Origin of the sequence: Streptacidiphilus rugosus AM-16, from assembly GCF_000744655.1 — a bacterium.
GTDB classification, from domain to species: Bacteria; Actinomycetota; Actinomycetes; order Streptomycetales; family Streptomycetaceae; genus Streptacidiphilus; species Streptacidiphilus rugosus.
In genome coordinates this window covers 5,201,142-5,215,815 of the sequence record NZ_JQMJ01000004.1, presented here as the reverse complement: position 1 = coordinate 5,215,815, position 14,674 = coordinate 5,201,142, and the positions used below count along the sequence as shown (strand labels likewise).

The 14,674-nt window shown below is 76.6% G+C and carries 11 protein-coding genes; 10 read left to right on the top strand and 1 reads right to left on the bottom strand.

The features are described 5' to 3' along the window. The 10 genes from BS83_RS32930 to BS83_RS32890 all read left to right on the top strand — a co-directional run bounded on the left by BS83_RS32930 (window position 1) and on the right by BS83_RS32890 (window position 13,084). On the top strand, window positions 1–1,125 hold the full coding sequence (locus tag BS83_RS32930; protein ID WP_051944465.1) for a radical SAM protein: 1,125 nt from the start codon (window positions 1–3) through the stop codon (window positions 1,123–1,125). Beyond that, window positions 1,110–2,105: a radical SAM protein gene (locus tag BS83_RS32925; RefSeq protein ID WP_037607085.1), complete on the top strand. Its 996-nt coding sequence runs from the start codon at window positions 1,110–1,112 to the stop codon at window positions 2,103–2,105. Before BS83_RS32930 ends, BS83_RS32925 begins: the two co-directional genes overlap by 16 nt. Continuing rightward, window positions 2,102–2,833 (top strand): iron-containing redox enzyme family protein, encoded by a 732-nt coding sequence (locus BS83_RS32920; protein WP_051944464.1) that lies wholly within the window; start codon window positions 2,102–2,104, stop codon window positions 2,831–2,833. The genes BS83_RS32925 and BS83_RS32920 overlap by 4 nt, the downstream gene beginning before the upstream one ends. Further along, window positions 2,812–3,000 (top strand): aroma-sacti cluster domain-containing protein, encoded by a 189-nt coding sequence (locus BS83_RS32915; protein ID WP_037607083.1) that lies wholly within the window; start codon window positions 2,812–2,814, stop codon window positions 2,998–3,000. Before BS83_RS32920 ends, BS83_RS32915 begins: the two co-directional genes overlap by 22 nt. Beyond that, window positions 2,994–6,062, top strand: a complete 3,069-nt coding sequence (locus tag BS83_RS42455; RefSeq protein WP_051944463.1) for an adenylate/guanylate cyclase domain-containing protein — start codon at window positions 2,994–2,996, stop codon at window positions 6,060–6,062. The genes BS83_RS32915 and BS83_RS42455 overlap by 7 nt, the downstream gene beginning before the upstream one ends. Before the next feature lie 209 nt (window positions 6,063–6,271). Next, window positions 6,272–6,430, top strand: a complete 159-nt coding sequence (locus tag BS83_RS45930) for a hypothetical protein (protein ID WP_157597421.1) — start codon at window positions 6,272–6,274, stop codon at window positions 6,428–6,430. A gap of 183 nt (window positions 6,431–6,613) precedes the next feature. Then, entirely contained in the window at window positions 6,614–9,592 is a 2,979-nt protein-coding gene (locus BS83_RS32905) for a thiopeptide-type bacteriocin biosynthesis protein (protein WP_037607082.1), read from the top strand. Beyond that, entirely contained in the window at window positions 9,589–10,767 is a 1,179-nt protein-coding gene (locus BS83_RS46785; RefSeq protein WP_037607080.1) for a hypothetical protein, read from the top strand. The genes BS83_RS32905 and BS83_RS46785 overlap by 4 nt, the downstream gene beginning before the upstream one ends. 5 nt (window positions 10,768–10,772) lie before the next feature. After that, window positions 10,773–11,747, top strand: a complete 975-nt coding sequence (locus BS83_RS44490; RefSeq protein WP_051944462.1) for a JmjC domain-containing protein — start codon at window positions 10,773–10,775, stop codon at window positions 11,745–11,747. Beyond that, entirely contained in the window at window positions 11,744–13,084 is a 1,341-nt protein-coding gene (locus tag BS83_RS32890; RefSeq protein WP_051944461.1) for an MFS transporter, read from the top strand. The genes BS83_RS44490 and BS83_RS32890 overlap by 4 nt, the downstream gene beginning before the upstream one ends. Before the next feature lie 28 nt (window positions 13,085–13,112). Here BS83_RS32890 and BS83_RS32885 read toward each other — a convergent pair whose 3' ends face one another. Continuing rightward, window positions 13,113–14,651, bottom strand: a complete 1,539-nt coding sequence (locus tag BS83_RS32885) for a carboxylesterase/lipase family protein (protein ID WP_037607078.1) — start codon at window positions 14,649–14,651, stop codon at window positions 13,113–13,115. Window positions 14,652–14,674: the final 23 nt, after the last annotated feature.

Sequence of the window (14,674 nt, the reverse complement as noted above, 5' to 3'; positions counted from 1 at the left end):
GTGCATCTCGCGGAACTCCTGACGCTCGGCGCCCGTCCGGGCGCCGGCCTGATGTTCGCCCTGACCGGCCGCTGCCCGCTCAGCTGCGCCCACTGCTCGACCGACTCCACGATGGGCAGCCCGCAGTTCTCCGGCGAGCCGTTCCGACGGCTGGTGGACTCCTTCGAGGCCGACGCCGGGGGCGGTCGACCGGACGCGCTGCTGCTGTCCGGCGGTGAGCCGCTGCTGCGTCCGACCCTGGTCCGCGACCTCGTCCGGGGCGCGCGGCGGGCGGGAACCAGGACGGCCCTGCTCACCGGCATGTTCTTCGCCCGCGGCGGGGGCCGCGTCCCACCGGCGGTGCGGGCGGCCGCCGCCGGGCTCGACCACCTCGCGGCCAGCGTCGACGCCGCGCACGAGCGCGAGGTCGGCCGGAGCGAGGTGTTCGCCGCCCTGTCGGAACTGCTGGAGCTGGTCCCCGCGGTGAGCCTGCACATCACCGCCATGCCGGGGCGCGGAGCCGAGCCGGATCCCTACACCGAGGCTCTGGTGGCCGAGGTGCGGGCCCGGTTCGGCGACCGGGTGCCGATGCTCGTCGGCGCCGTCCGGCCCACCGGGCGCGCGGCCGCGCTGCTGCCCCCGGGCCGGGCGGTCGAGGGCGCCGCGCGCGACCTGCGGCCGATGCCCTGTCCCTTCGCCGCCTGGCCGCTCGTCGACGTGGACGGCAGGGTGTACGCCTGCACCCGGCAGAGCCTGGTCCGCACCGAAGCGCCGGCCCATCTGGCCCTCGGCCAGGCCTCCCGCGACTCCTGGCGCACCCTGCGCGCGCGTCTGCTCGGCGACCCGGTGCTGCGATCGGTGCGCATGCTCGGCCCGGTCGCCACCGGCGAACGCTTCGCGGACGCGGGAGGCGTGCCGGAAGGCGCGGACCCCTGCTCCGTCTGTCTGCGCCTGTCCACGGGCGGGACCGCCGCGCGTGCCGCCGCCCACCTGCGGTCCGAGGGCGGCGCCCGGACCGAGGCGGCCGTCGCGACACTGCTCACCGACCGGCCGCCGCGGCTGCTGGCCACGGCACGCGGGGCCTTGGCCCGCTACGCCCACCTGACGGAACTCGGTTGGAGCGGGGAGCCGTGCCGGAACAGCTGACCCTCGATCAGATCATGGTGCTGCGACGGACTCCCGGCGCGAGCGTCCTGCTCTACCTGACCGACCGGTGCCCGGTCGGCTGCGCCCACTGCTCGGTGTCCGCGCGGAAGCAGGCGCCCGCCCTCGCCGACCCGGCCGGGTTCGCGGCCCTGGTCTCGGCGCTGGCCACCCGGCCGGGACTGCGCGTGGTCGCGGTGTCCGGCGGAGAGCCCTTCGCCGAGCGCCGCGGGCTGACCCTGTCGGTGCGCGAACTGGCCGACGCGGGCCTGGCGGTGGTGGTCTTCACCAGCGGGCACTGGGCCGGACCCGGGCCGGTGCCTTCCTGGATCCGCGGCGTGCTCGCGCGCGTGTCCACGGTCTTCCTCGGCGTCGACGCCTATCACGCGGACCGGCTCGGCCCCGACCGGCTGGGGCAGGCCGTGGACGCGGTCGCGGCGGCCGGCTGCCGCGTCGTGCTGCAGCTGATCGACCGACCGGGGCAGCGGGAGCGCGCGCAGCGGCTGCTGGCGGAGCGTCTGGGCCCCGACTGGGCAGAACGTGCCGAGCTGCATCCGACCCGGCTGCTGCCCTTCGGGCGTGCCGCCCGGCTCCTCCCGGCGGCGGCGGGACGCCGCGTCACGGAGTTCGGACCGTGCCTGCCCGCGTCCGCGGCGACCGTGCGCCACGACGGGACGGTCACCGGGTGCTGCAACGAGCAGGTCATCACCGGAAGCGGACCGGCTGCGCTGCGGCGCTCCGGCGGCGGCCTCGGCGAGGCCCTGGACGCCTTCCTGGCCGACCCGCTGTTGCGGATCATGGCGCGGACCGGACCCGGCGCACTGAGCGGACTGCCGGGCTTCGAGCGACTGTCGGCGGGGCGCTACCCGAGCGTCTGCGGGGCCTGCTGGGCGGCCCACGACGCGGTCGCGGCCTCGCCCGTCGCGGCGGCGGTCGCGGGAGCGGTGGCCGGCGCAGCCGGCGTCGACGGGACCGGGCCATGAGCGCGGCCGCCCGTGTCGGAGCGGGACGACGGCTGCGCGCGGCCCTGGACCAGCTGGCGCCCGCCGTCACGCTCGCCGGCGCGCGGCTGTGGTCCCCGGACGCCGACGCCGCGCGCTACCGGTGCTGGCTGCGGACGGCCTATCAGATCGTCCGCGCCACCGAGCCGCTGATCGCCGAGGCCCTCGCCGAGTGCCTCCGCCGCGACGACCCGGTCAGCGCGGAGCTCGCCCCCTGGCTCGCCGCGCACCTGCGGGAGGAGCACGGCCACGACCGCTGGCTGCTCGCCGACTACGCGGCGGTCGGCGGCGACCAGGAGGAACTGCGCCGCGCCCTGCCAGGCGGCGCGGTCGCCCGCTTCGCCGGGGCGCCCGGGTACTGGATCCGGCACGTCCACCCGCTGGGGCTGCTCGGCCACATCGCCCTGCTGGAGTGGTACCCGCCCGCCCCCGGCACCGCCGACGCGCTCGCCCGCCGTACCGGTCTGCCGGCCTCGGCCTTCCGTGCCCTGCGCGCCCACGCCGGTCTCGACCGGGACCACGGCGACCGCCTCGGCGACTTCCTCGACTCCCTGGACCTGGACGCCGACGGTCACCGCTTGCTGCTGAGCGCCGCGACGACCAGCGCGTCAGGACTGACCGAGATCGTCGCCGCCATCCTCGCCGGGGCGGCTCCCGGCAGCCGCCCGCACACCCCCACGGAGGAACCATGGCCGACCTGGACCGCCTGATCGGACTCGGCTTCGACCTCGCGTACGCGACCGAGGAGCAGCTGACCGTCCTGACCTCGCTCAGCGACCAGGAGATCGCGCTCCTGGTGGATGTCAAGCGCCGGCTCGACGAGGCGGGCGCGGACGTCGAGGCGCACGGCATCGAGGGAGGCGCGCTGCTGTGGTGACCCCGGCGCACGATCCGGCGAACGATCCGGCGGCGCGCCACGGGGGAAGGGACTGCCCCGGCTGCGCCACCCCGCTGCCGCAGGCCGCCCGCTTCTGCATGACCTGCGGGACGCCCGTCGGCACCCCGAAGCGGACCCCGATGGGGCTGCGCTTCGTGACCGTCGCCTTCTGCGACATCTCCGGCTCGACGCAGCTCGCCACACGGCTCAGCCCGGAGGTCTGGCACGGCGTCCTCGACCGCTACTTCGCGAGGATGCGCGCCGCGATCGAGAGCTGCGGCGGACGCGTGGAGAAGTTCATCGGCGACGCGGTGGTCGGCGTCTTCGGCGCGGACCGGCCGGCCGACGACGACGCGCTGCGCGCCGTGCGGGCCGCGCTGGACGGCCTGGCGAGGTCCGACGCCGAGGCCGTGGCGGAGGACGGGCACGGCATCCGGCTCACCGTCAGGTTCGGCGTCGCCTCGGGGCAGGTCGTACTCGCCGACCGGGACTCCTCCTTCGCCATCGGGGCCGTGATGAACCGCGCGGCCCGGCTGCAGAGCGCGGCGCCGGTCGGCGGCGCGCTGATCGACGTCAGGACCTGGCTGCTGGTGCGCGACCAGGTCCGCTGCGACCAGGTCCCCCCGGTGACGGCCAAGGGCTTCGACACCGCGCTGCAGGCCTGGACGGTGGCGTCCGGCGCGCAGGAGCCGCTGCCCGCCGCGCCCTTCGTCAACCAGCGGGACCTGCTCGGCAGGGTGCGGGCGGAGCTGGCGGTGCGGCTGCGGACGGCGGGCCGGTCGGTGATCACCGTGGACGGCGAGGTCGGCAGCGGAAAGACCGCGCTGCTGCGCCGCCTGGAGGGATCGACCGAGCTGGACCAGGCCCTGGTGCTGCCGGTCGACTGCGACAGGGACGACCGGGAGCAGGGGCTGTGGCGGCTGCTCCAGCTGGACCGGGACCTCGCGGCGCTCCAGCGCGGCGGAGCCGCTCCGGCCGCCGGGACCGCCCGGCCGGGGCCCGCCGCCTCGACGGCCGAAGTCAGGTGGCGGATCGGGCAGCGCCTGGCCGCGTTGAGCCGGGAGCGGGCCGTGGTGCTGCTGGTCGACAACGCCCAGTGGGCTCCTGACGCCCTGTGGGAGGTGGTCGACGGCACGGTTCCGGCGGCCGGCCCGACCGGGTCGGGCGGCTCGGTCGTCTTCGTACTCGCGGGGCGTGAGGTGCCCGGCGGTGTCCGCGGGACGGACGGTGTCGCGCCGGCCTTCACCGTGCGGCCGCTCTCCACCGAACACAGCCGCAGGCTGCTCGGCCTGCTCAGGGCCGGGCCAGGTCGGGCCGAACGGTCCGTCCCCGACCTGGAACTGCACTTCGTCGGCGCCGACGCCGACGCCGACGCGCTCGTGGACCGGGCCGGCGGGAACCCGCTCTTCCTCGAACAGCTGGCGGCGCTCGCCGCGGACGGGATCGACGATCTGGTCGCCCCCTCGGCCAGCGCCGCGCTCGGGGCCAGGATCGAGGCGCTGTCCCCGGCCTCCCGGCGGGTCCTGGCCTGTCTCGGGGCCTGGGGCACCTCGGTCGGATCGGCCGCGCTGGCCGCGACCTGCGGCCTGGAACCCGGCGAACTCGGCGACGCGCTGGCCGAGTTGACCGCGCTGGGGCTGGCGCCGAGGCAGCAGCGGCGCTCCGCGGGCGGCGGTCGCCGTTACGAGTGCCACAGCGCGGCCCAGGTCGCCTACGCGCAGTCGTCGCTGGCCGACCGGGCGTCCGTCCACGCGGCCGTGGCGCGGCATCTGCAGCGGCGCGCGGCCGACACCCCCTCCGCGCTCGACCCGGCGGCGGTCCATGCGGAGCGTTCCCACGCCTGCCTGCGTGAACTCCGTCCGGGTTCGGCCGAGGAACTCGCGGCGGCCGAGCTCGCCGCGGGCTGCCTGGTCGCGGCGGCCCGCTGCGCGGTGGGCCGCAGCGACGTCCGCCAGGCGGTCGAACTCGTCGCGCGGGCTCGTCGGCTGGGATCCGCCGAGCCCGCGCTGACATTGGAGATCGCGTCCATCGAGAGCTACGCCCTCGCCGCCTGCGGGCGGACGGACGAGGCGCTGCGCCTGATCGACGCGATGAAGGCGGAGGTCCCCGCCGCCGCCAATCCGGCGGCCGCCTTCCAACTGCTCGCCAACGAGCTGGCGCTGCGCCCGGCCGGGCCGGAGGCGCTGGCCTCGGCGCGGGAGCCCGCCGAACGGGCGGGCGACCTGCGTTCGGAAGCCAGGCTGCTGCTGCTCGCCGGGCTGGACTCGATCGGTTCGGGCGACTACCCGCGGGCTGAGCGGCTGCTGCTGCGCGCGCACGACGGCGTCCGGCGGACCGGTCCCGGCCTCGGTACCGCCGAGATCCACGCCAATCTGTCGCTCTGCCTGGCCTACGGCGACCGGCCGGTCGACGACGCGCTGCGCCGTTGCCGGGGTCTGGGCGAGGACACCGCGGACGCGCCGGTGCTCCACGCGCTGGTCGGCTGTTCCGAGGCGCTGCTGCGGCAGTCCGCCGGGGACGGTGCGGGCGCGCGGGGCCTGCTCGACCGGGCGGCCGAGGTGTTCGCCGGAGTCGGGCACCCCGCCGGACTGGCCGGACTGCACCGCTTCCGCAGCGCGGTGGCCGAGTACGCCGGGGAACTGTCGGAGGCGGCGGCGGAGCTGCGCGAGGCGGCGGAGGTCTACCTGGGGCTCGGCGCCGACGCGACGGCGGCCCGCTGCCGGGCGGCGGCCTGGGTGCTGGAGCGTTCCGCGGAGCCGGCCTCCGGCACCGGCAGCGCCCCGGCCGCGCCGGAACTCCCCGCTCCGGCCTTCGGCTGGGACGCCGAGCTGCTGGAGTGTCAGGTGCGGGCGCTCTCCGGTGACCGTGACGTGGCGCGGGAGCAGCTGCGCCGTGCGCTCGACGTGATCGGCGCCGTGCGCGGCGCGGGCGCACGCCTGCTGCCGCTCGCGGGCTGCCTCCGGCTGGCCCGTCGCAGCGGCGCCGAGGAGAGGGAACGGGAGGCCGAGGCCGCGCTCGACGCGGCCGCGGCGGCGAGAGGGGCGGTGCGACCGGCCGTCTGAAACAGCGGGAGAAGAGTTCCGCGAACAAAGGAAGCGCTCGCCGATCTCGGGAGAATTCCATCTCCCGAGAATATTCGGCATTCCCTTTTCCGGGGCGCCGGATATTGATTGTCCCCGGCATTCTCTATTGACGGGAGGGGAGTCGGGGGAAAGAATATGAATGGGCCACAATGGGGGGCCTTACATTCCACCGATCCCCGGGAGGATTCATGTCGAACGAGCCCGAGAAGACCGAGGTCGAGGAACTGGCCGCCGCGGCCGCCGAGGCCGAGCTGGCCACCGACGCCGACGTCGAGGGCCACTCGGCCGACGTCGAGGGCGAAGAGGGCTTCACCGACATCAACTTCGGCTGCCACTCCGCTCTCTGATCCGACGCCGGCGCCGCATGGTCGCGCGTCGGCGGTCCGGTACGGACCGTCGGCGCGCACGGCCGATTTCCCGCACGCATTTCCGGGCGCAGCCGTCCCCGAATTCCTGCGACGCCCCTGAATTCCCGCGAGAGGGGACGGCCGAGAAGGATGCCGCAGAAAAGACAGGGCGATGTGCGCCCCATGACACCGCAGCCGCCCCAGGGGGCTCCTCGCTACCGCGCGGCGGGCCCGGCGCTGCTGCGCGTTCCGGCGCTCTCCGTCGATTCCGTCACCGCTTTGCTGGCGGCCTGCCCGGTGGGTGATCCCGCCTGGCCGGCGACGCACCGCGCCCTGCTCGCCCGGCGCTGGCGGAGCGGCCGGACCGCCGCCGCGATCCGGCAGGCTGCTCCCGCGCTCGCCCAGGCCCTCGGAGCCGAGGACGCCCTGTACCGGCCCCGCGTCGCCCTGGCGCTCGATCGCTACCTCAACCGGATGGGCACCCGGCCGACGCCCTTCGGCCTGCTGGCCGGGGTCGTCGGCGCGCGAGTCGCCCGCGGTCCCGCGCCCCGGCTCGACGGGCCGCTGCGGGCCAGGGTGAGCCCCGACGCCTCCTGGTCGGCGGGCGCGGCGGACGTGGAGGACGTGGGCATCGTGGCCGCCTCCCTGCTGCACGTGACGGACGGTCATCTGTGGCTGGAGCCACAGGGCTCCGGCCGGCCGCGCTGGCTGCGCCGGAGCGCCCCGGTCGAGCTGCTGCTGGGCGCGGTCGCCGAGAGCCCGATGACCGCGGGAACGCTGCAAGCCCTGCTGGCCGAGCGCTATCCGGCCGCCGAACCGGCAAGCGCCAGGCGGCTGGTGGAGCAATTGCTGCGGCTCGGCGTGCTGCGCCGCACGGCGGGCGTCGCGGACCCCGCCCGCGAGGCGGGCGCGCCGAAGGCCGTCCTCGACCTCTGCGCCCGCTTCAACGCGGCCCCCGACCCGGCCGCGCTTCCCGAGCTGGACGCGGCGGCCGGCCTGCATCGGCGAGGCGGCCGACCCGCCGGCGAGGCCGCCTCCCACCTGCGGGTGGCGTCCGTCGCCGACATCGCCGCGCCCACCGTCGATCCAGCGCTGGCGACGCTGGCCGAGGAGGCGGCGTCCGTGCTCGCGCTGATCGGCCGCGGCAGCCGCTACCCCGCCGATCTCGCCCAGGCCGCAACGGTGTTCCGCCGCCACTTCGGCACGTCGGCCCGCGTACCGGCGCTGGAGGCGGTGCACACCTTGACCGCGCTGCGCGCCCTCGGCGGCGAACCGCCCGCAGCGTCCGACCTTGCCCGCGAAACGCTGCTGGCGGGTCTGGTCGCCGGTGCCCTCGCCGAGCGCAGGACCCGGGTCGAGCTCGACGACGCGCTGCTGGCCCGGCTGGCGCCCGGTGAGCGCGACCCCAGGCCGCCGCTGCCCGGCGTGGACATCTGCCTGCGCGCGGGCCGGGAGCCAGGCCGGGCGGACGCGCCCTGGCAGGGGGTGCTCAGCGGGCCGCGGGCGGTGCCCACGGGGGTGGGCTGGGGCCGGTTCACCGACCTGCTCGACCCGGCCACCCGCCGGGGCCTGCGCGCCGTGGTCCGGGCCGAGGAGGCGGCGGCGCCCGGCTACGCCTTCGCCGAGCTCTGCTACCGCCCCCGCGCGGCCCGCGCGGCCGACGTGACGGGCGCGGATCTCTGGCGGACCCGCCAACTCGCGGTCGACCTGCCCGCGGTGGTCCACCCGAGCGGCGCGCTTGAACTGGCGGACGTGCTGGTGGGCGTCGAGGCCGGCCGGTTCGCACTTTTCAGCGCCCGGCTCGGGCAGCGGCTCCACCTGACCCAGTCGCACGGACTGTCCCTGCGACTGGCTCCGCCGGTCTGCCGCTTCCTGCTCGACGCGAGCGCCAACCAGTTCCGGCACCCGGCGCCCTTCGACTGGGGCCGCGCCGCCCTCGGCCCGTTCCTGCCCCGGCTCGGCCGGGGCGCGCTGGTGCTCTCCCCGGCCCGCTGGCGGCTCGTCCTCCCGGCGACCGGCGAGGAGTTCGCGGCGGAGGTCGGGGAGTGGGCCGGCGTCTGGATGGCCCCGCGTCACGTCCGGCTGGTGGAGGGCTCGGGGCACCTGTTGCTCGATCTCGACAGCGCCGTCTCGCTGGCCCAACTGCGCGCCGCGCTCCGGCGTTCGGGGGAGGCAGGCGTGCTGCTGGAGGAGGCCCTGCCGCTCCCCGGGCACGACGTCCTCACGGACGCCGGGGGCGAGCGCTACGCCATGGAGGTCGTCCTCCCCGTCCTCGCCGACCGGACGGCCGCGCCGGCGGCGACCCCGGCCGCCGCGCCCGCATCCGGTCTCCGCCGCGCCCGACCGCCGGGCGACGGCTGGTTCGCGCTCCATCTGGCGCTGGCCGCCGGACTGCACGACGCCCTGCTCACCGGCCCGCTCCGGCGGCTCGCCGAGGAGTTGGGCCCGGAGGCGTGCTTCTTCCTCCGCTACGCCGACCCGGCCGACGAGATCCGGCTCCGGGTCCGCTGCGGGCACCGGACGGCGGACGCGCTCCTCGCCTGGGCCAGGGAGGCGGCCCGCGCCCTGCCGGTGACCGACATCGCCCTGCGCACCTACCGCCCCGAGACCGACCGCTACGGCGGCCCGGACGCGATCGGCCACGCGGAGCGGCTGTTCTGCGCCGACTCGGCCGCCGTCCTCGGCCTGCTGACGCGCTGCTCCGCCCCGCCCCGGGCCACGTCACCCCACGCCACATCGCCCCAGGCCGGGCTGGACCGGACGCTGCTGACGGCGTTGAGCCTGGACCGCCTCTCCCGGCTGCTGCTCCCCGACCTGGACGACCGGAGGGAACTCGCCGCCCGCTCCGGCACGGCCGAGGCCGGGGCCGGAGAGTTCCGGGCCCACCGCGCCGCGTTGACGGCCGGCCGCGACGCCCCGGGCCCGGTGCGCGACCGCCTTGAGGACGCGGCCGGGCACTGGAACGCCCCGGCCGAGGCCTACCGGTCCTGTGCCGGCCTGCCGGAGACCGCCGCCGTCCTGCATCTGCACGCCAACCGGATGGGCCTGAACCGAACCCAGGAGGCGACCGCCCTCGGCGTGTGGCGTCGCCTGCTCGCCGTCGACGCCCACACCGCCCGGACCACCGGCGCGCTCCCGACGAAAGAGGTCGCCTCACCATGAGCCAGGACTCCAGCCCGGACCCCATCACCGTCGCCGCCCTTGCCGTGGTGCCGACGCACCGCGTCGCGACCGCGCCGCCCCCGAACTGGCTGGGCCTGCTCTCGGACGAGGAGCGGGTTCCGCACGACGACGCGTCGGCCGTGCGGCGGGTGCTGGAGATGGGGGAGCCGTCCGGCGCGGACCCTGAGCCGCTCTTCGTCGCCGCCAACCTCCTGTCGCTGGTCCTCTTCCGGCGCGGCAGGCTCGACGCCGCGCGGACGCTGTGCCGGGCCGAGGTCGGCTTCGCCCGCAGCTGTCCGCCCGGACCGCACCGCCCCCGCTCGGCCGCCCTGGCGCTGCAGCCGCAGGTCAACCTGCTCCGCATCGAGGGCTACGCGGGCAGCCTGGACCACTGCCTGGCCGGGCTGGCGGCCCTGGAGCGGGTCGCGGCGGGGCAGGACGTGCACACGGCCGAGCTCGAGTGGTTCCCGCAGGACGTCGAACCCGATCCGCTGCTCGCACGCCGGGTCCGGCTGCTGGCCCGCAACATCCGGGTCGCGGACACCTGCAAGATCCTGCTGCGGCGCGGCCGGATCGAGGAACTCCTGGACCAGGCGGCCAGGTTCGGCGTGCTCTGGCCCGGACTGACCGCCGCCGGGCTCCAGCACGCCGCCGAGACGCCCTGGGCGGCCCGGCCCGGTGCGCAGCGACCGCCCACCGCCGAGCAGTTGGGCGCCGGCACGACGCAGGAGCGCCGGCTCGCCCTGGTCCGCGGGCTGCACGGCGTCGCGCACGCCTTCCACACCGGCCCGGGCGGCGGCCGGGCGGCGGCGCTGCGGCTCGCCCACCGGCTGGACGCGGCCCTGTCCGCCGCCGCGGCCGAGGGGCCCTGGGCGTCGCCGCTGACGGTGCCGCGCTGGCAGGGCGTCCTCGGCGCGGCGCTGCTGCTCGCGGGGGAGGAGCGGCGCGGGGAGGAGCTGATGCGGAAGGCGCTGGTCGCCGCAGACCCGGGCGGCGACAGCGCGCTGGCGCGCGGCCTGCGGCTGCGACTGGACGGGCCCGCCGACGGGCCCGCGGCGCCGGTCGACCTCGCGGCGGCGGAACGGCTGGAGTCGCAGCTGGCCGAGGCGCTCGCGCGGGTCTCCGCGGCCCTGGCCGTCAGGCCGGGGCCGCGCCGCGCACCGGCCGGGGTGTGAACGCCGTGGCGGAGATCCGGCCTCCGGCCCTGCACCGGCTGACCGGTCCGACCGACCTGCTCCGGTCCCACTGGGAGGCGGAGCCCTTCGTCGCCACCGGACTCGGCGGTTTCGACGACGTCTTCGGCCTGGCCCTCGTGGAGCGGCTGCTCCAGGAGGGCGGCCTGCCGCTGCCCTCGATCCGGCTCTTCCGCGACGGCGCCGAGCTGCCCGTCGCGGGGGTGGCCCGGCGCAGGGAGCGGGCGTCCGCCGCCCGCGAACCGCTGGTCGACGCCGCAGCGGTGGCACGCGAGCTGGCGGCCGGGGCCACCCTCGTGCTGGAGGAGGTGCAGACGTACTGGCCGACGGTGGCCGACCTGTGCGCCGAGGTCACCGGGGAGACCGGCTTCCGCACCTACAGCGCGGCGTTCCTGACCCCCGCCGGAGCGCGCGGGGTCGCCGCGCACTACGACACGGCGAGCGTGCTGCTGCGCCAGGTCCACGGCTCCAAGCGCTGGCGGATCGGGCGTCCGCGTCGCCGCTGGCCGGTGGCGGAGTGGGTCCCGGGACGCGAGACGGACGTCGAGCGGGAGCCGCTGCTCGACGTGGTGCTGCGGGCGGGCGAGTGCCTCTACATCCCGCGCGGCTTCACCCACGTGGGCACCGCGACCGACCAGGCCTCGGTCCATCTCTCCGTCGGACTCAAGCCCGTCACCTGGGGAATGATCGTCCGTCAGCTGCTCGCGGAGCCGCTGGAGGAGGAACCGCTGCGCGAGTGCCTGCCCTACGGCTTCCACCGCGCCGACCCCGGCGCGCTGGCCGACCAGGCCGCCGCACGGGCCGGCCGCCTCGCGGCCCGGCTGTCGCAGCGCGTCGCCGACCACGGGGTCCAGGTCGACGCCAAGCGGATCCTCGACCGGCTGACCGGGCCCGCCCGCACCGCTCCCGCCGAGGGCTTTCTGCTGGCCGCCCTCACCCACACCCCGGAGGCGACGACATGACCGACACCCTCACCCCGCAGGCCGCGCCCGCCGGCGGGCTGCGCGCCAACCGCAACTGGCACAGACTCTGGCTGGGCCAGGGCATCTCTGTGGTCGGCGACTTCGTCTTCGACACCACGGTCCTGCTGTGGGTCGGCACCGTGATCGCCAAGGGTCAGACCTGGGCGCCCGCCGCGGTCAGCGGCGTGCTGATGGCGGCGGCGCTGCCGGTCTTCCTGATCGGGCCGGTGGCGGGCGTGTTCGTCGACCGCTGGGACCGCCGCCGGCTGATGCTGGCCATGGACGCGCTGCGGGCCGCGCTGATCGCCGCGCTGCTGGTGATCCCCGCGACCGGCGCCCGCCTGCCGGTGGGGCTCAGGCTCGCCCTCGTCTACGCGGTGGTGGCCCTGGCCGCCGGGGCCTCGCAGTTCTTCAACCCCGCCCGGCTCGCGATCATCGCGGCGGCCATCCCCAAGCAGGACCGCACCCGGGCCTTCAGCCTCTCCCAGGCCACCGGGAGCGCCGCGGGCATCGTCGGCCCGGCGCTGGCCGCACCGCTGCTGTTCGGCGTCGGCGTGCAGTGGGCCCTGATCCTCAACGCGCTCTCGTTCCTCTGCTCCTTCCTCCTGGTCAGGTCGCTGCGCACGGAAGCCGTCGAGTGCCCCGCCGACCGGCCCTGGTCGACCTTCCTGGCGGACTTCCGCGAGGGGATCTCCTTCTTCGTCCGCAACAGGGTGCTGACGGCGCTGCTGGGTTCGGTCTGCGTCTACACGCTGGGCGTGGGCGCGCTGAACGTCCTCGACGTGTTCTTCGTGACCGACAACCTCCACTCGGCCGCTTCCTGGCTGGGCACGCTCGGGGCGGCGTTCGCGGTCGGCACCCTGGTCGGCGCGCTGCTCGCGGGGGCGCTGGCGCGCCGCCTCAGCGACACCCGGATGTACTGGCTCTGCCTGGTCTCCACAGGCGTGGTGATCCTCGGCTACTCCCGGCTGACGAACCTTCCGGCGGCCGTCGCCGTGATCGCCGTGCTGGGTCTGCCGGTCGGTGCGGTGAACGTGGTGATCGGCCCGATGCTGCTCGCGGTCACCCCGCAGCGGCTGCTCGGGCGGGTGGTCACCGTCATCGGCCCGGTGCAGCAGCTCGCCTCGCTGATCACCATGGCCCTGGCCGGCTTCCTGGCCAGCACGGCCCTGCGCGGACTGAGCGTCAGGGTCGCGGGCGTCCACTTCGGCCCCATCGACAGCATCTTCGCCGTCGGCGCCCTGTTCATGATCGCCGGAGGCCTCTGGGCGGCGGGCCGGCTCCGTCCACCGGACCCCGCCGAGGACCCGGAGGCGGTGCCGACCGCGGCCGCGTGAAAGGGCGGCGGCCCCCGGGGCTCGGCCGCTATCCGTCGACGAGCGGGAGCGGGGCGAAGGCGTGCTCCCGCCAGAGGCGCCGGGAGCTCTCCTCCGGATAGGCGACGACGGACGGTCCCGCGCCGAAGATCCGGGTCAGCCGACGTTCGGCGTCGTACCGGGGCCAGCCGGGGTCGCCGTGGGCCGCGAAGGCCGTCCACGCCGCACGCATCGCGGCCGACAGCCGCTCCGCCTCGGCGGAGGGGGCCTCGCCGATCAGCGCGGCGGGTTGGCCCCGGTCGAGGTTGCCGAAGACGAGGGGCACGTCCAAGCCGTGGCAGGCCCCCATGAGGCCTCCCATCCCCGGTGCGGACCAGGTCAGTTCGTACAGATGGGCGCGCCCCCCGCCGGCGGTCTGCGCCTCGGCGAGGTGGAGGCTCGGCATGCGGAACAGCCAGTCCGAGAGCACCAGTTCGTAGAGCTCGTCCGGACCCGCGCCGGGATGCGCCGCGCGGAACCCGGGTGCGCCGCCCGGGGCCGGTGCGAAGATCCCGAGCGTCGCCGCCGCCTGCTCGGGCGTCACCTGGCCGAGCAGGCCCTCGAGTGCGGTCAGCAGCCGCTGCTCGTCCCGGGTGTGTCCGACGAGGAGGTCGATCCCGCGCGCCGCGCCGTCGGCCAGCGCCTGCCAGGGGGTGACCGGCAGCACGTCACCGTCCACGACCGGGGCGAAGGGGATCGACCGGTGCGCGGGCCGCCCCCAGCGTCCGGTGAAGGAGCCGGTGTCGGCGGCTACCGCGTCGCCCGCGGCGGACAGCAGCTCCGGGTCCACCGCCGCGAGTTCGGCGACGGTCGGCCGGAGCCCGAGCTCGGCGGCGCAGGCGCGGGCGACGTCGGCCGCCAGCGCCGGAGTGAAGAACGTGCCCGGGACGCTCTGGGCCACGGCGCGGCGGAAGAGACCGGCGGCGCGCGGCATGGCCAGCAGGGCGGCGACCGATCCGGCCCCGGCGGACTGGCCGAAGACGGTGACCCGGTCCGGATCGCCGCCGAACGCGCGGATCTCGTCGCGCACCCATTCCAGCGCGGCCACCTGGTCGAGCAGGCCGCGGTTGGCGGGCGCCCCCTCGAACCAGCCGAAGCCCTCGAGGCCGACGCGGTAGTTGAAGGTCACCAGGACGACCCCGCCCTCCCCGGCGAGGCGGGCGCCGTCGTACTCGGGAAGACCGGACATGCCGATGCTGTAGGCGCCGCCGTGGATCCAGACCAGCACCGGGAGCCCCGCGCCCGGACGCGGTTCGGGCGACCAGACGTTGAGCGTGAGCCAGTCGGGTCCCGGGGCCTGCCGCGCCAGCGCGTCCATGCCGAATACCTCGGCCTGGGGCGGGGGCGGACCGTAGGCCTCGGCGGGCCGCACGCCCTCCCAGGGGCGGGCCGGCCGCGGGGCGGCGAAGCGGAGCGGTCCCGTCGGCGGCTCGGCGAACGGCACCCCGCGAAAGACCGCCACGCCCGCCTCCGTCCGACCCCGGAGCGCCCCGGCGGAGACGCGGACCTGCGGGACGGGGTCCGAGGCGGCGGTCGGGTCTGTCGTCATGCCTGCTCCTGGCGGTGCGCGGG

Bases quoted from the DNA above. Each gene is read 5' to 3' on its own strand.
- BS83_RS32920 (WP_051944464.1), top strand. From the start codon at position 2,102: ATGAGCGCGGCCGCCCGTGTCGGAGCGGGACGACGGCTGCGCGCGGCC.
- BS83_RS32915 (WP_037607083.1), top strand. From the start codon at position 2,812: ATGGCCGACCTGGACCGCCTGATCGGACTCGGCTTCGACCTCGCGTAC.
- BS83_RS45930 (WP_157597421.1), top strand. From the start codon at position 6,272: ATGTCGAACGAGCCCGAGAAGACCGAGGTCGAGGAACTGGCCGCCGCG.
- BS83_RS32905 (WP_037607082.1), top strand. From the start codon at position 6,614: ATGACACCGCAGCCGCCCCAGGGGGCTCCTCGCTACCGCGCGGCGGGC.
- BS83_RS46785 (WP_037607080.1), top strand. From the start codon at position 9,589: ATGAGCCAGGACTCCAGCCCGGACCCCATCACCGTCGCCGCCCTTGCC.
- BS83_RS32890 (WP_051944461.1), top strand. From the start codon at position 11,744: ATGACCGACACCCTCACCCCGCAGGCCGCGCCCGCCGGCGGGCTGCGC.
- BS83_RS32885 (WP_037607078.1), bottom strand. From the start codon at position 14,651: ATGACGACAGACCCGACCGCCGCCTCGGACCCCGTCCCGCAGGTCCGC.